The 22,408-nt window shown below is 72.6% G+C and carries 17 protein-coding genes; 7 read left to right on the plus strand and 10 right to left on the minus strand.

Features of this window, described 5'->3' with window-relative positions; translation table 11 throughout:
- Positions 1–35: 35 nt before the first annotated feature.
- Both ACZ56U_RS11530 and ACZ56U_RS11535 read right to left on the minus strand, forming a co-directional pair.
- A complete protein-coding gene (locus ACZ56U_RS11530; RefSeq protein WP_469083815.1) occupies positions 36–629 on the minus strand; it encodes a TetR/AcrR family transcriptional regulator in 594 nt (197 codons plus the stop codon).
- A gap of 37 nt (positions 630–666) precedes the next feature.
- Positions 667–2,721, minus strand: coding sequence for a galactose-binding domain-containing protein (locus tag ACZ56U_RS11535; protein ID WP_469083816.1), 2,055 nt, complete (start codon positions 2,719–2,721; stop codon positions 667–669).
- A gap of 263 nt (positions 2,722–2,984) precedes the next feature.
- Between ACZ56U_RS11535 and ACZ56U_RS11540 the strand changes: the two genes are divergently transcribed.
- Complete coding sequence (locus tag ACZ56U_RS11540) at positions 2,985–6,134, plus strand: RICIN domain-containing protein (protein WP_469083817.1); 3,150 nt, start codon at positions 2,985–2,987, stop codon at positions 6,132–6,134.
- A 300-nt stretch (positions 6,135–6,434) separates the two neighbouring features.
- Positions 6,435–7,286 (plus strand): SDR family oxidoreductase, encoded by an 852-nt coding sequence (locus ACZ56U_RS11545; protein ID WP_469083818.1) that lies wholly within the window; start codon positions 6,435–6,437, stop codon positions 7,284–7,286.
- A gap of 357 nt (positions 7,287–7,643) precedes the next feature.
- Here the strand turns inward: ACZ56U_RS11545 and ACZ56U_RS11550 are convergent, their stop codons facing one another.
- A complete protein-coding gene (locus ACZ56U_RS11550) occupies positions 7,644–8,321 on the minus strand; it encodes a class I SAM-dependent methyltransferase (protein WP_469083819.1) in 678 nt (225 codons plus the stop codon).
- Positions 8,322–8,435: 114 nt separating this feature from the next.
- On the opposite strand from ACZ56U_RS11550, the gene pgm reads away from it, so the two are divergent.
- Both pgm and ACZ56U_RS11560 read left to right on the plus strand, forming a co-directional pair.
- On the plus strand, positions 8,436–10,076 hold the full coding sequence (pgm, locus tag ACZ56U_RS11555; RefSeq protein WP_469083820.1) for a phosphoglucomutase (alpha-D-glucose-1,6-bisphosphate-dependent): 1,641 nt from the start codon (positions 8,436–8,438) through the stop codon (positions 10,074–10,076).
- A gap of 184 nt (positions 10,077–10,260) precedes the next feature.
- On the plus strand, positions 10,261–11,157 hold the full coding sequence (locus ACZ56U_RS11560; protein ID WP_469083821.1) for an SCO2400 family protein: 897 nt from the start codon (positions 10,261–10,263) through the stop codon (positions 11,155–11,157).
- 18 nt (positions 11,158–11,175) lie between these two features.
- Here the strand turns inward: ACZ56U_RS11560 and ACZ56U_RS11565 are convergent, their stop codons facing one another.
- Positions 11,176–11,835, minus strand: a complete 660-nt coding sequence (locus tag ACZ56U_RS11565; RefSeq protein ID WP_469083822.1) for a DUF1707 SHOCT-like domain-containing protein — start codon at positions 11,833–11,835, stop codon at positions 11,176–11,178.
- Between the two features lie 235 nt (positions 11,836–12,070).
- Here ACZ56U_RS11565 and ACZ56U_RS11570 point away from each other — a divergent pair, with 235 nt between their 5' ends.
- Positions 12,071–13,456 (plus strand): MFS transporter, encoded by a 1,386-nt coding sequence (locus ACZ56U_RS11570; protein ID WP_469083823.1) that lies wholly within the window; start codon positions 12,071–12,073, stop codon positions 13,454–13,456.
- Positions 13,457–13,511: 55 nt separating this feature from the next.
- On the opposite strand, the gene ACZ56U_RS11575 is transcribed toward ACZ56U_RS11570, so the two are convergent.
- From ACZ56U_RS11575 to lnt, 4 genes are all read right to left on the minus strand, one after another.
- Entirely contained in the window at positions 13,512–15,437 is a 1,926-nt protein-coding gene (locus ACZ56U_RS11575) for a helix-turn-helix domain-containing protein (protein WP_469083824.1), read from the minus strand.
- A 75-nt stretch (positions 15,438–15,512) separates the two neighbouring features.
- Positions 15,513–16,313 carry a 3-hydroxybutyrate dehydrogenase gene (locus ACZ56U_RS11580; RefSeq protein WP_469083825.1) on the minus strand — a complete coding sequence of 267 codons (801 nt, stop codon included), beginning with the start codon at positions 16,311–16,313 and terminating at the stop codon, positions 15,513–15,515.
- 54 nt (positions 16,314–16,367) lie between these two features.
- Positions 16,368–16,847, minus strand: coding sequence for an NUDIX hydrolase (locus ACZ56U_RS11585; protein WP_469083826.1), 480 nt, complete (start codon positions 16,845–16,847; stop codon positions 16,368–16,370).
- Positions 16,848–16,857: 10 nt separating this feature from the next.
- Complete coding sequence (gene lnt, locus ACZ56U_RS11590) at positions 16,858–18,468, minus strand: apolipoprotein N-acyltransferase (RefSeq protein ID WP_469083827.1); 1,611 nt, start codon at positions 18,466–18,468, stop codon at positions 16,858–16,860.
- A gap of 217 nt (positions 18,469–18,685) precedes the next feature.
- Here lnt and ACZ56U_RS11595 point away from each other — a divergent pair, with 217 nt between their 5' ends.
- Positions 18,686–19,756 (plus strand): O-antigen ligase family protein, encoded by a 1,071-nt coding sequence (locus ACZ56U_RS11595; protein ID WP_469083828.1) that lies wholly within the window; start codon positions 18,686–18,688, stop codon positions 19,754–19,756.
- On the opposite strand, the gene ACZ56U_RS11600 is transcribed toward ACZ56U_RS11595, so the two are convergent.
- Positions 19,753–20,298: a hypothetical protein gene (locus ACZ56U_RS11600; protein ID WP_469083829.1), complete on the minus strand. Its 546-nt coding sequence runs from the start codon at positions 20,296–20,298 to the stop codon at positions 19,753–19,755. The two genes, ACZ56U_RS11595 and ACZ56U_RS11600, sit on opposite strands and share 4 nt — an antisense overlap.
- Positions 20,299–20,388: 90 nt before the next feature.
- Complete coding sequence (locus ACZ56U_RS11605) at positions 20,389–21,174, minus strand: glutamate racemase (RefSeq protein ID WP_469083880.1); 786 nt, start codon at positions 21,172–21,174, stop codon at positions 20,389–20,391.
- Positions 21,175–21,213: 39 nt separating this feature from the next.
- On the opposite strand from ACZ56U_RS11605, the gene ACZ56U_RS11610 reads away from it, so the two are divergent.
- Complete coding sequence (locus ACZ56U_RS11610; protein WP_469083830.1) at positions 21,214–22,407, plus strand: glycosyltransferase; 1,194 nt, start codon at positions 21,214–21,216, stop codon at positions 22,405–22,407.
- Position 22,408 lies beyond the last annotated feature (1 nt).

Raw genomic sequence — 22,408 nt, forward strand, 5'->3', positions numbered from 1 at the left:
CCTCCGGGCGAACGACGGGAAGGGGTCGGCAGGCCCTAGCCGGACACCAGCCCCGCGATGTGGGAGGTGACGGTGTCGAGGATGTCGGTCCAGGCGTCCCCGTCGCCGAGCACCAGGTAGTTGAGGGTCAGCCCGTCGGTCATGGCGGCGAGATAGCGGGCCAACACGGAGGCGGGAACCCGGAGTTCGAAATCAAGGTCCTGGCGCAACTGCTCGATGAGCTCGACATAGAGCTCGCCGTACAGCTCGTACTGGCGGCGCGCCAGATGCTCGAACCCTGGTTCCCGCAGGGCGTACTGGGTGAGTTCGTAGGTGAGCATGTGCTCGTCGGGGTGCGCGCACACATGGTCCCAGTACGCCTGGAACCCGGCCCGGACGGTCTCCTCCAGGGTCTCGCGGGGCTTGAGCGCCTCCTTCACGACGGTCACGTAGTGGTCGGTGATGGTGGTGATGACGGACTCGACGAGCTCCTGCTTTGAGTCGAAGCAGTAGTGGAAGACGCTCAGGGAGACGCCCGCCTCGGCGGCGATGGACCGGGTCGTGGTCCTGGCCACGCCGTCCCGGGCCATCGCCCTGATCGCCGCTTCCGTCAGCTGCCGGCGCCGTTCGGCCGACGGCATCCGTGCCATGCGCGCGTCCCCCCGTCCACCCGTCCCACCGTCCTCGTCAGGCGCTGTGCACGCCGACCTCGTAGAGCGAGTACCCCCAGTCGGTGCCGCGGTCGAGGCCGTGGACGCGGACGTGACGGGCCGGTGTGCCGGTGAACCTGGCGGTGTCGAGGCCGCCGTCGCCGCTGGTGGTGGACCAGGCGGTCTGCCAGTGGCTGCCGTCGGTGGAGAGTTCGACGCGGTAGGACCTGCCGTAGGCGCGCTCCCAGTCCAGCGTCACGCGCGACACCAGGTGGGTGGAGCCGAGGTCGACCTGCCACCACTGGTCGTCGCTCCAGTCGCTGGCCCAGCGGCTGCCGTCGTCGCCGTCCACGGCCCGCCCCGGCTGGTAGCTGGTGAAGGGGTTGGACTCGGACGAACTCGCCGCTGCGGCACGGTTCTTGGCCAGGTCGACGCCGGCCTGGTGATGCTCGGAGGCGCCCCAGGTGTCGAGGTAGGACTCGGCTCCGCGGAAGAGGTCGTCCACCACGCCCTGGCCGCCGACGAGCCGGATGTCCTCGATCCAGTCGGGGATCATGCCGACGTGCGCCGCCCCGTCGGTGTTGAGGTCGAAGGTGCGCTGACCGGAGGTCTGCCGGTCGATGACCGAGCCGCCGTCCACGCTCTTGAAGGGGTACGTCACTCCCGGGGCCGTGCCGGTGCCGCGCGGCCCGGGGTGGTCGCCGACGCCGTTGAAGTCGGTGCCGAAGCCGTAGCCGACGTCGTACTTGGCGCGCAGCGCGTCGGTCCGCCTCGCCTCCGCGCTGAAGCTCTCGGAGCCGTGCATGTACTGGGCGACGAACCCGCCGAGGGAGTAGACCCGCTCGGTCCAGTTCAGGTCCATCCAACTGTGCGAGGACAGCACGCCCGGGTAGTCGGCGGCGTCGAACATGTCGAGGACGCGGCCGGTGGCCTTGACGCTCATGTGGTCGATCTCGAGCATCATCTTGCGTTTCATCATGCCCTGCACGGCGTACTCACCGAGGTCGGTGAGCCCGCGGACGTTGCACTGCGCGTCCTCGTCGTACTCCGGGACCTCGGTGCCCGCCGGCAGGTCCGCCTCCGCCCCGGACGCGGCCGTGCCGATGGGGTTGTCGTGCTGCGGGCCCGTGCACTTCTCCGTCTTCCAGAAGGTGCCGGTGGACAGGAACTGCCCGACGTTGATGGCGGTCCCGAGCCCGTGTTCGTCGAAGCGGACCCCGCACAGCGCGTTGTCGAACTTGTGGCACAGGAACATGCTGCGCACGCCGAGGCTGTACAGCTCGTCGAGACCCTTGTCGATGTCGGACTTGCTGCACTGCGCGATGTCGAGGATCTGCTTGCAGCCGAAGGGCTCGGAGGTCTCGACGCCCAGGATGACCGCGAGCTTGCCCTGCTGGATGACCTGGCGGGCCTGCGCGCTGTCGGTGACGATCCGGAACCAGCCCTTTCCGGTGCCGCCGTACTGCGCGTCGATGTGGTCCTGGAGCTGGTAGGTGAGCTTGGCCTGGAGGCGGATGGAGGTCATCTCGTCACAACTGCGGTCCTTGAACGGGTAGACCGAGCAGATCACGCCGTTGGTGACGAGGTCGTTGACGAGGACCCGCTGACCGCCGCGCCAGGCGCGCTCGATCCAGGCGTAGTAGTTGGCCTGGTGGGTCATCGAGTCGTACGCCGGCCAGTCCTTGAACGTCGGCCAGCCGACCGGGTCGTGCTTGCCGTCGCCACCGTGGGTGATGTAGTCGAAGATCGCGAGCGTGCCGTCGGGGTAGTGCTCGGGGCAGTCCTTGAGCGCGTCGGCGACACCCGCCGTCGAGAAGACCTTGCCGCAGATCAGCCGGCCGCCGAACGCCTCGTTGGAGAACAGGTGGTTGTGCGCGTCGACGAACCCGCGCACCTGGCCCGCCGAATCGGTCCCCGTGAACGGCTCACCCGTGACGTTGATCTGCGCGTCGGGGGTGGGACGCGCGGTCGGGTTCCACCAGTCGCTCGCGGCCGCCGAACTCGGTGCCGGGCCGAGGGCGAGGGCCAGGACGAGGAGGAGGAGCGATACCACGGTGATGTCTTTGCGTCTGCGATACGAACATCGAGTCATGGTGGGTACCACGCCCCTCGGTCGGCGGCCACGAGATTGTCATGACCGGGGCAATCTGTGCGACGAGAATGGCTACTGGCGGGTTATGAGTCAAGGGTCCGGGACGCTTGACCTGATAAGCGCCCGGCGTGTGCGCTGTCTTGACGTGTTCATTTCCGTCGTTGAGCATGCTGGGAGTCTGATCGCTTCTGGTCGATTCTGTGATTCTCCGTTCCCTGGAAGGGAGTTCCGTGTCCCACCGCCGCCGCTGCATCGTCCGGGCCTTGGCCCCGGCCGTCCCCCTCGCTCTCGCCGCGGGGTTCGTCACCGCCGCTCCCGCCCTCCCCGCCTCCGCCGCCTCCCCCGCGGACACGGCGACAGCCGGCTCGGTCACGGTGCGGGTCGATCCCTCGTACCAGCAGGAGGAGTTCGAGGGGTGGGGCACCAGCCTGGTCTGGTTCGCCAACGCCACCGGGGGCTATCCGGAGCCGATCCGAAGACGGCTCGTCGACATGCTGTTCGGCAAGGACGGCCTCGCACTCAACATCGCGCGCTACAACATCGGCGGCGGCAACGCCCCGGACGTCCGCACGGACTACATGAAGGCCGGCGCGACCATGGAGGGCTTCTGGAAGGCGCCCGAGGGCACCACGCAGAACGACAGGGACTGGTGGGACCCGAACAATCCCGAGCACTGGGACTGGGGCGCCGACGCGAACCAGCGCTGGTGGGTCGCCCAGGTCAAAAACAGGGTCACCAAGTGGGAGGCGTTCAGCAACTCGCCGCCCTGGTTCCAGACCGTCAGCGGTTACGTCTCCGGCGGCTTCGACGCCGGCGCCGACCAGATCCGCGCCGACCGGGTCGACGAGTTCGCCACCTATCTCGTGCGGGTGTCCGAGCGGATGGAACGCGAACACGGCATCACCTTCGACACCATCGACCCCTTGAACGAGCCCAACACCTCCTACTGGGGCACCCAGTTGGGCCCGAACGGCCAGCCGACCGGCGGTCGGCAGGAAGGCGCCCACGCCGGGCCCGCGCTCCAGCAGAAGGTGATCCTCGCCCTGCACAAGGCACTTGGGGGCGCCACGACCAAGGCCCGCGTCTCCGCGATGGACGAGACCAACCCCGGCATCTTCACCACCAACTGGAACGCCTACGCCGACGACGCCCGGGCCGCCGTCGGCCAGCTCAACGTGCACACGTACGGCACGAGCCAGCGCACCAGCGCCCGCGACATCGCCAAGGGCGCCGACAAGCCGCTGTGGATGAGCGAGGTCGAGGGCACCTGGGGCACCGGCACCGACTTCACCGGGATGGAGCCGGGACTCGGCATCGCCACCCGCATGGTCGACGACATGCGGGAACTGGAGCCCTCCGCCTGGGTGTTCTGGCAGCCGATCGAGGACTCCGCCCCGCAGGCCGCCGCCGGCAAGAACTGGGGCAGCATCCATGTGCCGTTCAACTGCACGGCCGAGGACACCCTGGAGACCTGCCCGATCAAGGCGAACTCCAAGTTCCACACCATCCGGAACTTCACCCACTACATCCGACCCGGCGACCACTTCGTGAAGGTCGACGACACCTCCAGCGTCGCCGCCGTCAGCAGGTCCGGCCGGTCCGCGACCGTCGTGCACGTCAACGGCACCGCGTCCGCCCGCTCCGTGACCCTCGACCTGTCCCGCTTCGGCAAGGTCACCCGCGGCGCCACCGTCACCCCCGTGGTGACCAGCGCGGACGGCGCCCTCGTCCAGGGCACCCCGGTCCGGGTCACCGACCGCTCGGCCACCCTCACCGTCCCCGCGAAGTCGGTCACCAGCTTCCTCGTCAAGGGTGTCAGCGGGGTCGCGAAGGACGCCGCCCTCGTACAGCCCGGCCATGTCTACCGGCTGACCGGCACGCAGAGCGGCAAGTCGCTCGCCCCGTCGGACGACGGCACCGGCGTCGTGATCCGCGCGAACGACAACGGCAGCGCCCGACAGCTGTGGTCCGTACGGCAGTTGACGCCCGGCACCGACCACCGCGCGCGGTACGCCCTCACCCACATCGCCACCGGCAAGCGGATCGCCGTACGGGACGACCAGGCCGTCCTCGAGGACCCCTCGGACAGCGCCGCCGCGCAGTGGATCATGTCGACCACCGGGGACGGCACCTGGACCTTCGTCAACGCCGCCACCGGCCGACTGCTCGACGTCGCCGGCCAGTCCTCGGCGGACGGCGCCAAGGTCTCCACGTACACCCCGACCTCGACGGCCAACCAACGCTGGACGGTGAGTGACGAGACCGTGCTGCGCACCGAGAAGGCCGAGGTGTTCACCGTGCCCGGGCTGGCGCCGGTACTCCCGCGGACGGTGACGCCGGTCTACCGGGACGGCGCCCGCGGCGCCCTGCCGGTGGCGTGGGACCTGCCCTCCGACGACGCCTGGGCCGAGCCCGGCACCGTACGGGTCACGGGGCGGGCGACCGATCCGCTCGGGCGGACGATCCGCGCGACGGCGACCGTCACCGTCGACACGATCGCCTCGACCCTGCCCGGTCGCGCCAAGACCTATGCGGGCGCAAGTCCGCGGCTGCCGGACACGGTCGTCGGTGTCGGCGCGCACGGCGGCCGGACCGACCTCCCGGTGACCTGGGAAGCGGCCCCCGGCGGGGCGTACGAGAAGACCGGCGTGGTGACCCTGGACGGCGTCGCACGGATCGTGGGCGGCGGCACGGTCGACGCGACCGTCCGCGTACAGGTCACCGAGCCAAAACTGACCGACATCGCGCCCGACCCGGGTGTCACCGTCGCCGCCACCTACACCGAGAGCGGCTACTCCGCCGAGCGCCTGCGCAACGGCGACACCACCGACAAGGCCTGGTCCAACTGGCGGTCCGGCACCAAGAACCCGTCCGACACCCTCACCTTCGCCCTGCCCAGGGCACGCGACCTCGACCGGGTCGTGGCGCACTTCTACCGGGACGGCGACACCCCCTCCTTCCCGGCGAGCCTCAAGGCACAGGTGCGCGTCGACGGCTCCTGGGTCGACGCGAGCGACGAGATCGCCGTCGGGACCGAGGGGACACCGGTGGTCGGCGTGCCGCTGCGCGCATCGAGCCCGGCGACCGGGGTGCGCCTGGTGATGACGGCCCGGTCCGGCGGCTACCTCACGATGAGCGAGGTCGAGGTGTACGCCAGGGCGCCCGGGGTCTCCTCGGACGCGGCCGCGGCATCGATCGAGGTCAACGGCGTGCCGGTGGCCGACTTCTCCCCCGACAGGACCGACTACCGCGTCCGGACCGCCGATCCGACCCGCGCCGTGGTCACGTCGACGGCACGCGACCCGTACGCCACCGTCACCGTGGAGCGGGCCCACGGCCGTGCCGTCGTCACCGTGACCGGCGAGGACGGGTCCCGGACGACGACGTACCGGCTGACGCTCCTGCGACGCTGACCTACGGGACGACAGGACGACCGGACGACCGGACGACCGGACGACGGGACGACCGGACGGCGGGACGACCGGACGGCGGGACGACCGGACGGCGGGCGCTGACGCGCCGCTCCCCCGTAGGACCACGTCATGACGGACGGTCACGCCACTGAACCGTGGAAGGTCGTGACGCCGGTTGCCGCTGTACCCCGGGCGTGATCCGGTGGACCATGGGGAACCCTGTCCACCGCACCCCCGGGGCGCGACCGGTACGGGTCGATCCGGGCCCCCGGCCACCCCGTGTGAGGAAGTGAGCTGATCATGACCGAGTCGACACTGGTGGTCACGGGGGCCACCGGCCGCCTCGGCGGCCGCGTCGCCCGTCGCCTCGCCGAGCGGGACGTGCCGCAGCGGCTGCTGGTACGCAGCCCCGAGCGAGCGCCGCGGCTGCCCGGTGCGACAGCGGTCCGCGGCGCCTACGACGATCACGACGCCGCCGTACGGGGCCTCACCGGCGCGCACACCCTGTTCATGGTGTCCGCCTCCGAGAGCGCCGACCGGCTCTCCCAGCACCAGGCCTTCGTGGACGCCGCCGTCGAGGCCGGTGTGCGGCACCTGGTGTACGTCTCCTTCTTCGGCGCGGCGCCCGACGCGGAGTTCACCCTGGCCCGCGACCACTTCCACACCGAGGAGCACATCCGGGCCACCGGCCTGGCGTACACGTTCCTGCGGGACAACATCTACGCCGATTTCGTGCCGGACCTGGCCGGGGCGGACGGCGTCATCCGCGGCCCGGCCGGCAAGGGGCGGGCCGCGTTCGTCTCCCAGGACGACATCGCCGACGCCGCCGTTACGGTGCTGACCCGGCCGGCCGAGCACGCCGGTGCCGTGTACGACCTGACCGGACCGGAGTCCCTGTCGCTGGAGGAGGCCGCGGCCGTCCTGTCCGAGGTGTGGGGTCGCCCCGTCGCGTATCACCCGGAGACGGTCGAGGAGGCGTACGCCTCGCGCTCCTCCTACGGCGCCCCGCGGTGGCAGCTCGACGCCTGGGTGTCCACGTACACCGCCATCGCCGCGGGGCAACTCGACGGCGTCAGCGACGCCGTGCCCCGACTGACCGGGCGTCCCGCCACGCCCCTCCCCGACGTCGTCCGCGCGCTGCCCCCGCACTGACGCGCTCGACCGCCTGCCGAGGGCCCGGGGCGCCGGGGGCGCCCACTGACCGGACCGCCGCCGGAGCGACACGCTCCCCTTGGCGGGAGCGGCCACACCGGCCGGCGCGCCCTGACGCCCCTGCGCGTACTCGATCTGTCCGCCCTTGACGGCCCACCGCTCGCCGCGCAGGTCCGGACCTCTCCTTGCCCGTACCTCCGACGCCGACGGCGAATGCCCCAACCAGGAAAGCCGGATGAGCAGCACCCCGGGCGTCCGCGGCAGCGACACCCGCAGGGCGTTGCCGTCCCGGAGCGCGGCGCCGGCCCACGCGGGGCCGCGCGCGAGGGTCGGCAGCTGTACGACCCCGCTCGGGGCTCAGCCCCCGTCCCCGTCCCGTCGGCAGTACAGGAAGAGGTGGGGCTCGGGCTCGGCGCCGGGGTGGTCCGGGGTGAAGACCAGGCTCTGGCGGGAGAGGACCGTCAGTCCCGCATCCTCGGCCAGGGCGACGACGTCGTCCTCGGCGAAGCTGGTCGCACGGACCGGCCGGCCCATGAAGACCACCTCCAGGTCCTCCACGTCCGCGGGGACGGTGGCGAGGACCAGGTGGCCGCCGGGGCGCAGGGCCAGGGCGAGCCGCCGCAGCAGCGCGGACTGCTCGGCGCGGGCCATCTGGAGCAGCGAGAAGAACACGCACACACCGTCGAACGCGGCTGTCTCCAGCGGCAGTTCGCGGATGTCGGCACAGCGGAACTCGGCCCCGGGAACCTGGCGCGCGGCGAGTTCGACCATGACCGCGGACACGTCGACGCCCAGCACCGAGTGTCCCGCCTCGACGAGTGCGGCCGCGGTGGGCCGCCCGGTGCCGCTGCCCACGTCGAGGATCCGCGCGGCCGGGGGCAGGCGCTCGATCAGCCACTCCAGCGCGGCCAGATGCGCCGGCGCGTGCGCGAACGCCTTCTCGTAGTCGGCGCCCAGCGCGTCGAACAGCGCTGCGGCGGGCGGCCGTTGGTCCTCGTGCCTCACGTCGGTGTCCCTTCGCTCGCCGGCCTGCATCCTCGCACCCGCCGTCGACGTGCCACAACGGCCGACCTGTGCGCGCCCGGAAAGTCCGGGCAGGGGAGAATGAGGGACACACCCAACGGTCGACCCTTGCGGAGGAGCGGGAACATGCAGGACGCGCGAGCGGGGCAGGTCGCCGGACCCGAGGACCTCATCGATGTGGCCCGTCTGGTCACGGCGTACTACGCGCTGCACCCCGACCCGGCCGAGCCGGGCCAGCGGGTGGCGTTCGGTACCTCGGGGCATCGCGGCTCGTCCTTGGCGGCGGCGTTCAACGAGGACCACATCGCGGCCACCAGCCAGGCCATCTGCGAGTACCGGGCCGCCCAGGGCACCGACGGCCCCCTCTTCCTCGGCGCCGACACCCACGCCCTGTCCGAGCCGGCGCGGATCACGGCGCTGGAGGTCTTCGCCGCCAACGACGTGACCGTGCTCATCGACGAGACCGACGGCTACACGCCCACCCCCGCGGTCTCGCACGCCATCCTCACCCACAACAGGAACCGCGCCTCCGGTCTCGCCGACGGCGTGGTGGTCACCCCCTCGCACAACCCGCCCGCCGACGGCGGCTTCAAGTACAACCCGCCGAACGGCGGACCGGCCGGTTCCGAGGCGACCTCCTGGATCCAGGACCGGGCCAACGAGATCATCACCGCCGGTCTGAAGGACGTACGGCGCATCCCCTACGCCCGCGCCCTGACGGCCTCCGGAACCGGCCGCTACGACTTCCTCGGCACCTATGTCGCCGACCTGCCGAACGTGCTGGACCTGGAGGCGATCCGGACGGCCGGTGTGCGCATCGGCGCCGACCCGCTGGGCGGTGCCTCGGTCGCCTACTGGGGCCGGATCGCCGAACAGCACCGTCTCGACCTGACGGTGGTCAATCCGCTCACCGACCCCACCTGGCGGTTCATGACGCTGGACTGGGACGGCAAGATCCGGATGGACTGCTCCTCGCCGTACGCCATGGCCTCGCTCATCGAGCGGCGGGACCGGTTCGACATCGCCACCGGCAACGACGCCGACGCCGACCGGCACGGCATCGTCACCCCGGACGGCGGCCTGATGAACCCCAACCACTATCTGGCGGTGGCGATCTCGTACCTGTTCTCGCACCGGGAGCAGTGGCCCGCCGACGCCGGGATCGGCAAGACGCTGGTGTCGTCGAGCATGATCGACCGGGTCGCGGCGGACGTCGACCGCAAGCTGGTCGAGGTCCCCGTCGGCTTCAAGTGGTTCGTCGACGGCCTGTCCGACGGCGCTCTCGGCTTCGGCGGTGAGGAGTCGGCGGGGGCGTCCTTCCTGCGCCGGGACGGCTCGGTGTGGACCACCGACAAGGACGGCATCATCCTGGCCCTGCTCGCCTCCGAGATCACGGCGGTGACGGGCGAGACCCCCTCGCAGCACTACGCCAGGCTCACCGACCGCTTCGGCGCCCCCGCCTACGCCCGCGTCGACGCCCCCGCCTCGCGCGAGGAGAAGGCGCTGCTCGCCAAGCTGTCGCCGCGCCAGGTCACCGCCGACACCCTCGCCGGGGAAGCGGTCACCACCGTCCTCACCGAGGCCCCCGGCAACGGCGCCGCCCTCGGCGGTATCAAGGTCGCCACCGCCAACGCCTGGTTCGCGGCCCGGCCGTCGGGCACCGAGGACGTCTACAAGATCTACGGGGAGTCCTTCCTCGGCCCGGACCACCTGCGGCAGGTCCAGGAGGAGGCCAGGTCCGTGGTGCTGTCGGCGCTGGGCGGCTGACGGCCCGGGACGACTCGCGCCGCCCGGGAGGGGGCGCCCCTGCGCGGTATGTGTCGTTATGCGATCACGTCCTGGTCACATCTGCGCAGGGGCGTCACACAGACTCCACACACGCTTTCGAAAGCCTCGCTACCTTTGCTCGCGGCTTGATCCTCTGGCACAAGCGAACACAGGAAGACCGCACATGGACTACTGCTCCACCTGTCGTCGGCATCTCAACGGCGCCCTGGCGTGCCCCGGGTGTGGTGCCTACGCCCCGGACATCGCTCCCGTCGCCGTCGCGGCGCCCGCGCCGGCCGCCGGGACGACCCCCGGGACAGCCGCGGCGACATGGTCGGCACCGGACCGCCTGTGGCACGAGGAGGGCCCCGGTGCCGAGGAGAGCTGCGAGGCACCCCAGGCGCATCCCTCCGAGGACTTGGACGTCCTGCCCCTGGCCGGGTCCTCCGCGTCCACGGGCCGTGCGTCTCGGCGGCGGCAGCGGGAGCGCTGGAGGAAGACCCAGCGCAGGGCCTTGGTGGCCACCGCGGTCGCCCTGGTCGGCGGCGGGCTGACCGCCGCCTCGATGGACCGCCAGTCCACGGACCGCACGCAGGCGGCCTCCGCGCCGGACACGGAGACCATGGGCGTCGCCCAGGGGCCGGCCACGGAAGCCGTCCCCGCCTCGGCGACCCCCGCGGACACGCACCGCTCCCACCGCACGTCGTCCGCCACCGGCTCGGCCACGGCGAACGCCCCGCACGAGCAGTCCGCGGCCGCCCCCGAGGCCACTCCGGCCACGCGGACGGCCCGTCAGGACAGCGGCACGGCGCCCCTGGGCACGGTCATATCCGCGGCCGGGTCCCAGGCGACCTCCACGGTCTCCGACACCACGGGCACGGTCGTGGAGACGGCGGCCTCCCCCGCCCCCTCCACGGCGGACGGCACCGACGGCACGGGCGCGTCCGGCACCTCCGACGCATCCGGTACGTCCGACACGTCCGGCACGGGCGCGTCCTCGACGAACCCCTCCTCGTCCGAGGCGTCCTCGCCGACCTCTCCCTCGGGGCTCTGCCTCCTCGGGCTGGTCTGCGTCAGCTGATCCGGCTCCGACCGGGTCTCATCCGTCCGCGGAGAAGGGCAGTGGCCTGCGCAGCAGCCACTGCCCGAACGTCCGGCGCGCCGGCCGCACGACCACGCGGCCGTGCACCTTCCGCCCCACCAGTTCCACGCGCAGGACCACAGGCGTCTCCCGGTGCGCCGCGGTCCGGCGCTGCTCGACCCTGCTGTGAGCCAGCCGTAGCCCGTCGGTGTCGACCACGACGCCCGGGCGTGTGACGAGCGTCAGGGTCCTGCCCGTCATGGTCAGGTCGATCCGCAGGGTGTCATGCGTGATCACGGCATCGGTGAAGTCGAGGGTGACCTCGCAGTACGTCACCTCCAGCTCCATCCTGCGCGGCACCACCCAGCGCCCGTGGCGCCGGATCGGACCGCTGTGGACCTGTTCGATCCGCACCAGGTCCTTGGCCTCCGCCCCGGCCACGCCGACCGAGGCCGCTCCCGACGGGAGGTCGGCGGTGAGCTCGGCCAGTTCCCGCAGCGTCCGCGCCGACAGCGCCGCCCCCAGGCGCTCGTCCAGCTCGTCGGCGGTCAACCGGCCGTCCCCGGCCGCGATCCGCAGCACATCCACCACCCGGTCCCGGTCCGCGTGAGAAGCCCGCAGCTCGGGCGACGAACCGGCGCCGGAGCGCCTCGCGGTGGGCGACATCTCTTCCGGCATGCTTCCGTCCCGCTCCCATCGAACGTCCCCAGGCGGCGCGAGCAGCGCCGCGACCAGCAGGCTAGCGCTATATCGCGACAGGGTCCGCCCCCTGGATCCCGCCACCCCGACATAGCGGCAGCACGTACAGGTCGCCCAGAAACTATGTAGTCCCACCACATGTGCCCCTGACCTGCCCGTTCCTACGGTGTGCGAACACGTACCCGTCCCCACCGCACACGAGGAAGTGGCGCACATGGCCTCCGCAGCAACCGCTCCACCGACGCCGAACAACCTGAAGCGCATCGTCGCCGCCAGCCTCATCGGCACGACCATCGAGTGGTACGACTTCTTTCTCTACGGATCCGCCGCGGCGCTCGTCTTCAACAAGCTGTTCTTCCCCGACTCCGATCCCCTCGTCGGCACCCTGCTGTCGTTCCTCACCTACGCGGTCGGGTTCGCCGCGCGTCCGATCGGCGCGCTCGTCTTCGGGCACTACGGGGACCGACTGGGCCGCAAGAGGCTGCTGGTGCTGAGTCTGCTGCTGATGGGTGGGGCGACCTTCGCGATCGGGCTGCTGCCCACGCACGCGACGGTCGGCGCGGCCGCCCCGGTGCTGCTGACCGTGCTGCGCCTGGTCCAGGGCTTCGCGCTGGGCGGCGAGTGGGGCGGCGCCGTCCTGCTGGTGTCCGAGCACGGCGACGCCAGGCGGCGCGGCTTCTGGGCTTCCTGGCCGCAGACCGGAGCACCCGCCGGACAGCTCCTGGCCACCGGCGTGCTCTCGCTGCTGACGGCCCTGCTCTCGGACAGCGCCTTCACCAACTGGGGCTGGCGGATCCCGTTCCTGCTCTCCGGCGTGCTCGTGATGGTCGGTCTGTGGATTCGTCTCTCTGTCGATGAATCACCGGTCTTCCAGCAGGCCCTGGCCCACGCCGAGGCGCGCAAGTCCGAGCAGGGGACGGCGGAGAAGCTGCCGATCGTGTCCGTGCTGCGCCACCACTGGCGGGACGTGCTGATCGCGATGGGCGCGCGCATGGCCGAGAACATCAGCTACTACGTCATCACCGCGTTCATCCTCGTCTACGCCACCACCGCGGCCGACGTCTCCAAGCAGACCGCGCTCAACGCCGTCCTGATCGCCTCGGCCGTGCACTTCGCGGTGATCCCGCTGTGGGGCGCCCTGTCGGACCGGATCGGGCGTCGTCCGGTGTACCTGCTGGGCGCGGCCGGCATCGGGCTGTGGATGTTCCCGTTCTTCTCCCTGATCGACACCGGCGACTTCGGCAACCTGATCCTCGCCGTCACCGTGGGACTGGTGCTGCACGGGGCGATGTACGCGCCCCAGGCCGCCTTCTTCTCCGAGATGTTCGCCACCCGGATGCGCTACTCCGGCGCCTCCATCGGCGCCCAGTTCGCCTCGGTCGCCGCCGGCGCGCCCGCGCCGCTGATCGCCACCGCGCTGCTGGACGACTACGGCAGCTCCACCCCGATCGCCCTGTACGTCATCGCCGCGGCCGTGGTGACGCTCATCGCGGTGGGTGTGGCCAAGGAGACCCGCGACCGTGACCTCGCCGACGTCGGCTCCGCCGCGGACGAGGACGCGGGGGCGAAGGCCGCGACCGCGGACGCCCGCACGGTCTGACCGCCCCGCCGGACCGGCCCCCGCACGCCGACGCGTACGGGGGCCGGTCGGCGTATCAGTGCTGCGGCGATGCCGACAACCGGTGCAGCCGGAGGGCGAGTTGGATCTCCAGAGCGCGTGCGGGGCTCTGCCAGTCGTCGCCGAGCAGGCGGCCGACGCGCTCCAGTCGCTGGGCGACCGTGTTCACGTGGACGTGCAGTTCGTCCTTGGTGCGGGCCGGGCTCATACCGCAGGCGAAGTAGGCGTCGAGGGTGCGCAGCAGGTCGGTGCCGCGGCGCTCGTCGTAGGTCACGACCTGGCCGATCGTGCGGTCGACGAAGCCCGCGATGTCCCGGTCACCGGCCAGGAGGAGCCCGAGGAACCCGAAGTCCTCGGCGGCGGCACCGTCGCCGGTGCGGCCGAGGAGCCGCAGGGCGTCCAGACAGCGGCGCCCCTCCTCGTAGGCGGCGGCCACGGTGTCCGGGCGGGCGGCCAGGTCCTCGACCGGGCCCGAGGCGCCGACGGTGACCGCCTCGTGGACGGCGGTGCCCAGATGACGGGCGGTACGCCGGGCCAGGGCCGTCGCGGTGTCGCCGGGCTTCAGAGGCAGCAGCAGGACGGTGCCGCCGTCGCGGGCGGCCGCCAGTCCGTGCCGGGTGGCGGCGAGGTGGGAGGCTGCGGACCACAGGCGTCTGCGCGCCTCCGCCTCCTGCTCGGCGTCGGCCGTGGTGCCGTCGAGGCGGGCGGCGAGGACGACATGGGTGGCGTCGAGGTCGGCGCGCAGCCGGGTGGCTCGTTCGCGCAGCAGGCGCGGGTCGCGGTCGCGGGCATCCAGCAGGTCGTCCAGCAGCTCGCCGCGGACCCGCTGTTCGGCCTCGGCCGCCGAGCGTCTGGCGAGCAGCAGCAGGGAGGTGACCATGGCGGCGCGCTCCAGGGTGCGCTGGTCCACGGGGTCGAGCCCGGGGTGGCCGTGCAGCACCAGCGCGCCGAGCAGTTCGCCGCCGGCGGCGACGGCCGCGATCCAGTCGTCCCCGTGCCGCACCGCGTGGCCCTCGGCGCGGGAGGCCTCCAGGGCGTCGGCCGGGGCGGCGGCGGCCTCGGTGAACTCGACCCTGCCGTCCAGGACCTCGGCGACGGCGGCCGCCACGTCATGCACCCCGCCGCCGCGCAGCACCAGCTCGGCGAGGCGGTCGTGCACGTCGGAGGCGCGCTCGATGACCCCGCTGCGGTCGCGGATGATCTCGTTGGCCCGCTCCAGACCGGCGAGGGCCGAGCGGGTCTCGGTGAGCAGGTTCGCGGTGTCGATGGCGGCGGCGGCCAGCGCGGCGAAGGACCCGAGCAGGGCGATCTGCTCGCGCTCGAACACCCGGGCCCGCCGGTCGGCGGCGAACAGCACCCCGATGACGTGGTGCCCGAGCGTCAGCGGTACGCCGAGGATGGCGACGAGCCCTTCGTCCCGGACGCCCGCGTCGATGGTGCGCGTGTGCTGGAAGCGCTCGTCCTGGAAGTAGTCGTCGGTGACATAGGGCCGGGCCGTCTGGGCGACGAGTCCGCCGAGCCCCTCCCCCATCCCGAGCCGCAGCTGCTGGAAGCGCGCGGCGACCGACCCCTCGGTCACCCGCATGTAGGTGTCGCCGCGGGCCGGGTCGTTGAGGCTGAGGTAGGCGACGTCCGTGCCGAGCAGCGACCGCGCGCGCTGCACGATCGCCTGGAGCACGGCGTCCAGGTCGCGCAGCCCCGCCAGGTCGTGCGCGGTCTCGAAGAGCGCGGACAGCTCGGCCTCCCGCCGACGCCTGCCCTCCAGCTCCGAGCGCACGCGCAGGGCGACGAGCTTCGCCTGTTCGAGCTCGGCGATCCGGTCGGCCGGTCGTCCCTCCGCCCGGGCGAGAAGCACCGGCTGCTCGTAGGCGTCGGCGGACGCGCCCCTGGCCAGCAGCTCCAGGAACGGTGCCTCGGCGCTGCCGGCGGGGTGCTCGGCGGACTGCGCGTGATCGCGGGACATGCTCACAGGATTCCTCATCGCACGGTCACCTCGTCAGCCCTGTGGACAACTCCCGATACGGCGGGAGTGCGCCGGTCAGTGGGCCGTCCAGCCCCCGTCGAGGACGAGCGACGTGCCGGTGACGAAGGAGGCCTGCGGGCCGCACAGGTACGCGACGGCCTCGGCGACCTCCTCGGGTTCGATGAGCCGCTTGACCGCGCTGTCCTGGAGGAGCACCTCGCTCAGGACGCGTTCCTCGGGGATGCCGTGCGCCCGGGCCTGGTCGACGAGCTGCTTCTCGACCAGGGGGGTGCGCACATAGGCGGGGTTCACGCAGTTGGAGGTGACACCGTGGGGCGCGCCCTCCAGGGCGGCCGTCTTCGACAGACCCTCCAGGCCGTGCTTGGCGGCCACATACGCCGACTTGAACGCCGACGCCCGCAGTCCGTGGACCGAGGACACGTTGACGATGCGGCCCCACCCCTGCCCGTACATGTGGGGCAGGGCGCCGCGGATGAGCCGGAACGGCGCCTCCAGCATCACCGTGAGCACGGTGTGGAAGACGTCGGGCGGGAACTCCTCCAGGGGACGCACCAGCTGGAGCCCGGCGTTGTTGACCAGCACGTCAGTGCCGGCGGCGGCCAGTTCGGCGGCGTCCAGGTCGGTGAGGTCGAGGACGTGCGGCTCGACGGTGCCCGCGAGGCCCCGGGCGGTCTCGGCGAGTTCCTCCAGCCCCCGCGCCTCCCGGTCGACCGCTCTCACCTTCGCCCCGGCGGCCGCGAGCCGCAGCGCACAGGCGCGGCCGATGCCGCCGGCGGCGCCGGTGACGAGGGCGGTGCGGCCGCCGAGGTCGAGCGAGGAGGCGCGGGGGGCCGGGAGGGCGCTGGGCGGGGTCATGGCTTGACCCTAAGCAGCGCCCCTGACTCACCCCATGTGGTCAGCGCCCATACTTCATTCGGAACTCATGGGCTCGAACCATGTGGGTTCATCGGACAGTGCTTGCTTGATCCGGAACAGCTGACGTTCGCCCATCGGGGGCAGCGCGTCCACCTCGAACCAGCCGACCTCGAGGGACTCGTCGTCGTTCACCCGCGCATCGCCGCCGACGGCCCGGCAGCGGAAGGTGATGTCCATGAACTGGCACGTGTCGCCGTTGGGGTAGACGACCTCTCTCCCCGACCGGACGAGGACGACCCGCTCGACGACGCAGTGCACACCCGTCTCTTCGTGGACCTCCCGGACGGCAGCGGCCGCGGGCTGCTCCCCGGGGTCGGGGATGCCCGAGATCACCGTCCACTCGTGGTTGTCCGCGCGCTGCCCCAGCAGGACCCGCCCCTCGTCGTCGAAGACGACGGCGCTGACGCCGGGCAGCCACAACAGCTGGTGCCCGGCGGAGGCCCGGATCTCACGGATGAAGTCGGGAGTAGCCATGCCCCCGACCCTAACCGGCGGCCTCCGTACGCCTGTTGCGCACACCGGAGCCGATCGCCCAGCCCAGTCCGCCCACGGCGAGCAGCACCAGCGCCATCTCCGGCAGGATGCCGAGCCTGGTCGCGGGGGTCTCGGAGGAGCGCAGCGGCACGTTCTGGACGAGGGAGTCGGCGACGAACATGCCGGTCTTCTGGGTGATCCGACCGTCCGGCATGATGATCGCGCTGACGCCGCTGGTCACCGGGACGGTGACGGTCCGGCTGTGCTCGACCGCGCGGACCCGGGACATCGCGAGTTGCTGGTAGGTCATCTCGCTGCGGTCGAAGGTGGCGTTGTTGCTGGGCACGGAGATCAGCTGGGCGCCGTCGGTGACCTCGGAGCGCACCGCCCAGTCGAAGGCCGCCTCGTAGCAGGTGACGAGTCCGACCCTGGCGCCGGCCATGGTGAACACGCCCGGTTCGGTGCCGCGGCTGAAGTCCTGGTGGACCATGGACGTCCAGTCGCTGTTGATCGCGCCGATGAGCGAGCGCAGCGGGAGGTACTCGCCGAACGGCTGGATCTGCCGCTTGTCGTAGGTGTCGGTCGGTCCCTTGACCGGGTCCCACAGGATCTGCTCGTTGTAGAGCTTGCCGTCCCGTTCGACGACACCGCCGACCGAGATCGGCACGCCGATCGCCTTGGCCGCGCCGTCGATGACGGCACGCGCGTCGGGGTTGGCGAACGGGTCGATGTCGGAGGAGTTCTCGGGCCACAGCACGAAGTCGGGCTTGGCCACCTTGCCGGCCTTGACCTGGGCGGCCAGCCGCTCGGTCTCCCGCGCGTGGTGGTCGAGCACGGCCCGGCGCTGGGCGTTGAAGTCCAGGCCCGCGCGCGGCACGTTGCCCTGGATGGCGGCGACGGTCACGGTGCCGTTCTCGGCCTTGTCGCTCACCAGTGGGCGGGCGGCCAGGGCCCCGGCCACCGGGACGGTGAGGGCGAGCAGGGCGATGACCGCGGCGGAGCGCCGTACCTCCTGGTCACGGCTCTTGCGGACGGCCAGGCGGACGACCTCGTGGAGCCCGAAGCCGCACAGGACGACCGCGAAGCCGAGCACCGGGGTGCCGCCGACCGCGGCCAGCGGGAGGAACACGCCGTCGGCCTGGCCGAAGGCGACCTTGCCCCAGGGGAAGCCGTTGAACGGCGCACGCGCGCGTGCGGCCTCGGCGGCGATCCACAGGGCCGCCGACCACAGCGGCGCACCGGGCAGCTTCGAGACCGTGGCGACGCCCGCGCCGACCAGGGCGACGAAGACCGCCTCGATCGCCACCAGGGCCAGCCAGGGCCCGGGGCCCACCTCCACGCCCGTCCACACCAGCAGGGGCAGCAGGAAGCCGAGCCCGAAGAGGTAGCCGAGGCCCAGGCCCGCCTTCCAGCTGCGGCCGCGCAGGACCCAGCCGAAGCCGGCGAAGGCCGGTAGGGCGAGCCACCACACGGTGCGCGGCGGGAAGCTGACGTAGAGCAGCACTCCGAAGAGCGCGGCGGCGAGAGCCGGGGCGAAGCGCACGAGACGGGCCACGCGGGAGGCGGGCGCCGCGGGCTGCTTCTGGTCCGACTCGTCCACGGATGTTGCGGTGACGGTCACTCCGGGAGTGTACGGCGGGTGACATCGGCGCCGACAGCACGGTCCGTGCGGCAGCGCGGGCGCCCGCGCACGCCCCCGGCGCATCGTTCCTGCACATCTTGTCCACAAACCGCCCATCAGCGGTTACCGTGTGCCGGGGCCTTTGTCGTACCGCCGGTCAGGCGGCCGTGCGACCGGGGCCGGCGCAGGTCGCGGGGGCGACTGGTTCGGGGGTCGGATGGGGTCCACGGGGAGGACGTCTGCGGCCGGTCCGCTGGCGGACGGCGACAGACGAAACGTTTCTGACGCGACGGGTGTCGTGGTGCTGGGGGCCTGCGCCGCCTGGTCCCTGGTCACCGCGGCCGTCCATGACGGGCGTCCGGAAGGCATGCTGCTCGCCGTTCTCGCGGTGACCGCCGGCTACGCGGCCGGACGCGTCGGCGGAGCGATCCGGCCGGCCGCCGCGCTCACGGCGGCCGCCGTGGCGGGGCTCGGCCTCACGGCGGCCGCGCCGCAGCTCTCCGCGGGACCCGAGATCGCCTCCCCGCTCGGCCATGCCGGCGCCACCGCCGCCGTACTGACCCTGTCCACCGGAGCCGCGTGCTGCGCGGCGTGGACCGTGAGTACGCCCGCGTGGCGGCTGCTGCTGCGGCTGCTGGCCGCCGGGACCGTCGTGACCGCCGCCGTCCTCGGCTCGGCGAGCGCCTGCGTCACCGGTGCCGCGGTGCTGCTGTGCTCGCTCGCCGCCGGGCGGATGGGCCGCCACCGGGGCGCGGGCTTCGCCGGGCTGCTCCTGACGGCGGTCCTGGCGACCGGGCTGACCTGGGCGGTGGCCGGCGAGGCGGTGCCGGAGGGGCTCGCGGTGTCGCTGGAGGGCCAGCTGACCCGGCACCGCATCGAGCTGTGGCACGACGCGCTGCACATGGCGTCCCGGGACGCGGCTCTGGGCGTCGGCCCGGGTCGATTCGGCGAGCTCAGCACGACGGCCGCCCAGATGATGCTGCCCGACGGCAAACCGCACTCGGCACCGCTGCAACAGGCGGCCGAACAGGGAGTCACCGGGCTGCTCCTGCTCGCCGCGGCCTTCTGCTGGCTGCTCTACACGCTCTGGCGCTCCCCGCGCCCCACACCGGTCGTGCTCACCGCGGGCGCGGCCCTGACGGCGCTCGCCACGATCGCCGCGGTCGGCAACGCGCTCAGCTTCACCACGGTCTCGGTGGGCGCCGGCCTCCTGGCGGGCCTGGCCACGGCCCGTCCCCTGACCGACGGGTCACAGCGTCAGGAGCGCGCCTGGGACGACAGGGCCTAGTGGGCCGTGCCGTGTGCGCGTGGGTGCAGCCGGTCCCTGATGATCTGTACGGCTGCCTCGGCGTCGTCCACCGTGATCGTGAACGTGTGCCCGTCCCACAGGCTCAGCACGATGCCCTCGCCCCGGCGCACCACGACGGCGGTGCCCTTCTCGGGCCGCCAGCGATAGCCCCAGCCGCCCCAGTGACGCGGGGTGACGTCCGGGTCTACCTCGGCGCCCGCCACGTTCGACAGCAGGATGCGGCGGCGGGGCAGCCCCATGTGGCCGCAGCGCACTTCGAGGGACTCCGCGTCGACCTTCAGCGCCACGTGCACGAACGCCAGGGTGCCGAACAGGACGAGCAGACCGGCCGCGATGCAGCCGACGACGGCCATGGCGAGCGGGGCGATCCCCGAGGTCCACGCCGAGTCGACGGCCAGTTCGATACCGAGGGCCATGCAGGCGGCTCCGGAGAGCGCCAGGAGCCACTGGACCCGGTTGGTGGCGCGTCCGGTCCAGACGTCGGGATGCGGCGTCTTCTCGCCGTGGGGGTGGTCCCTCATGCCTTCGAGATTACTCAGGTTTTGCCATGGGGGTAGCGCGCGGCGGGGGTCGAATGGGCCGGTGGGCTGAGCGCGCCGGGTGCGCCCAGGTCAGCGGGCGGAGCTGACCTCTTGGAGAGCGCGGCCTTCCTCGTAGGCCAGGGCGGCCGCGGGCAGTGTCCCCTGGCGTCCGCTCAGCAGCACGGTGAGGGTGCCGTCGGCGGTGGCCTGCGGGGCGGGCTGCTCGCCGATCCGGCGCAGCGCCTGGGCGGCGACCGCCCCGGCGGATCCGTGCAGGACGAGCGGCGGGGAGTCGGGGCGCTGGACGGCGGCGCGGATGCGCTCGGCGACGAGTTCGTAGTGGGTGCACCCGAGGACGACCGTGGTCACGTCCTCGGGGGTCAGGGCGGCGGCTGCGGCGACCGCGGCGTCGATGGCCGTCTGGTCGGCGTGCTCCACGGCCTCGGCCAGCCCGTGGCAGGGCACCTCCGTGACGGTGACACCGGCCGCGAAGTCCTTGATCAGGCCGCGCTGGTAGGGGCTGCCGGTGGTGGCGGGGGTGGCCCAGATCGCGAAGGGTCCGCCGCCGGCCGCCGCCGGCTTGATCGCCGGAACGGTGCCGATGACCGGCAGGGCGGGTTCCAGGAGGGTGCGCAGGGCGGGCAGCGCGTGCACGGTGGCGGTGTTGCAGCCGACGATCAGCGCCTCGGGCCGGTGCGCCGCGGCGGCCTCGGCGACGGCCAGGGCCCGCCGGGTGAGGTCCTCGGGGGTCCGCGGCCCCCAGGGCATGCCGTCGGGGTCGAGGGAGAGGACGAGATCGGCGTCCGGGCGCAGACGCCGTACCGCGGCGGTGGCCGCCAGAAGGCCGATGCCGGAGTCCATGAGCGCGATCTTCACCCGGTCACGATAGAACATGAGCCCTCCGGGGCCGGTCGGGTGGGGCACACTGCGCGGGTGAGCGCTATCGCCTGGACCGCCGCCGCTTCCCTCGCCGCCTGGCTGTGGCTGTTGCTCTGCCAGGGGTTCTTCTGGCGCACGGACGTCAGACTCCCCGAGCGGCGGGATCCCGATGTGTGGCCGTCGGTCGGTGTCGTGGTCCCCGCGCGCGACGAGGCCGCGGTCCTGCCCGCCGGCCTGCCCTCACTGCTGGCCCAGGACTACCCCGGACGGGCCGAGGTCTTCCTCGTCGACGACGGCAGCTCGGACGGCACCGGGGAACTCGCCCGGGAGCTGTCGCGGCGGCACGGCGGGCTGCCGCTCACCGTCGGCTCGCCCGGTGAGCCGCCCGCCGGCTGGACCGGCAAGCTGTGGGCGGTGCGCCACGGCATCGCTCTGGCACGCGCGCGTGATCCCGAGTACCTGCTGCTGACGGACGCGGACATCGCGCACGAGCCCGGCAGTCTGCGCGCACTGGTCGCGGCGGCGCGCACCGGTGGCTTCGACGCCGTGTCCCTGATGGCCCGGCTGCGGGTGGAGAGCCCGTGGGAGCGGCTGGTCGTGCCCGCGTTCGTCTACTTCTTCGCCCAGTTGTACCCCTTCCGCCGCATCGGCAGGCGGGGCGCCCGGACGGCGGCCGCCGCGGGCGGCTGTGTGCTGCTGCGGGCCGAGACCGCCGAACGGGCCCGGATCCCGGACGCGATCCGGCACGCCGTCATCGACGACGTGGCGCTCGCGCGCGCGGTCAAGGGCGGGGGCGGTCACATCTGGCTGGGGCTGGCCGAGGGGGTGGACAGCGTGCGCCCCTATCCGCGGCTGCACGACCTGTGGCGCATGGTGTCGCGCAGTGCCTACGCGCAACTGCGGCACAACCCGGCGCTGCTGGCCGGCACGGTGGCCGGGCTCGCGCTGGTCTACCTGGTGCCGCCCGTCGCCCTGGCCCTGGGGCTCGCCACGCGGAGTACGCCGGTGGCGTTGCTCGGCGGTCTGGCGTGGCTGGTGATGACGGGGACGTACCTGCCGATGCTCCGCTACTACCGGCAGCCCCCGTGGCTCGCGCCCCTGCTGCCGTTCACGGCGTCGCTCTACCTGCTGATGACGGTCGACTCCGCCGTGCAGCACTACCGGGGGCGCGGTGCGGCCTGGAAGGGCCGCACCTACGCGCGCCCGGAGACGGTGCCCGAGGAAGGCTGAG

The organism is Streptomyces sp. NPDC034103 (assembly GCF_055575395.1).

Bases quoted from the DNA above. Each gene is read 5' to 3' on its own strand.
- ACZ56U_RS11530 (WP_469083815.1), bottom strand. From the start codon at position 629: ATGGCACGGATGCCGTCGGCCGAACGGCGCCGGCAGCTGACGGAAGCG.
- ACZ56U_RS11535 (WP_469083816.1), bottom strand. From the start codon at position 2,721: ATGACTCGATGTTCGTATCGCAGACGCAAAGACATCACCGTGGTATCG.
- ACZ56U_RS11545 (WP_469083818.1), top strand. From the start codon at position 6,435: ATGACCGAGTCGACACTGGTGGTCACGGGGGCCACCGGCCGCCTCGGC.
- ACZ56U_RS11550 (WP_469083819.1), bottom strand. From the start codon at position 8,321: ATGCAGGCCGGCGAGCGAAGGGACACCGACGTGAGGCACGAGGACCAA.
- pgm (WP_469083820.1), top strand. From the start codon at position 8,436: ATGCAGGACGCGCGAGCGGGGCAGGTCGCCGGACCCGAGGACCTCATC.
- ACZ56U_RS11560 (WP_469083821.1), top strand. From the start codon at position 10,261: ATGGACTACTGCTCCACCTGTCGTCGGCATCTCAACGGCGCCCTGGCG.
- ACZ56U_RS11565 (WP_469083822.1), bottom strand. From the start codon at position 11,835: ATGCCGGAAGAGATGTCGCCCACCGCGAGGCGCTCCGGCGCCGGTTCG.
- ACZ56U_RS11570 (WP_469083823.1), top strand. From the start codon at position 12,071: ATGGCCTCCGCAGCAACCGCTCCACCGACGCCGAACAACCTGAAGCGC.
- ACZ56U_RS11575 (WP_469083824.1), bottom strand. From the start codon at position 15,437: ATGTCCCGCGATCACGCGCAGTCCGCCGAGCACCCCGCCGGCAGCGCC.
- ACZ56U_RS11580 (WP_469083825.1), bottom strand. From the start codon at position 16,313: ATGACCCCGCCCAGCGCCCTCCCGGCCCCCCGCGCCTCCTCGCTCGAC.
- ACZ56U_RS11585 (WP_469083826.1), bottom strand. From the start codon at position 16,847: ATGGCTACTCCCGACTTCATCCGTGAGATCCGGGCCTCCGCCGGGCAC.
- ACZ56U_RS11595 (WP_469083828.1), top strand. From the start codon at position 18,686: ATGGGGTCCACGGGGAGGACGTCTGCGGCCGGTCCGCTGGCGGACGGC.
- ACZ56U_RS11600 (WP_469083829.1), bottom strand. From the start codon at position 20,298: ATGAGGGACCACCCCCACGGCGAGAAGACGCCGCATCCCGACGTCTGG.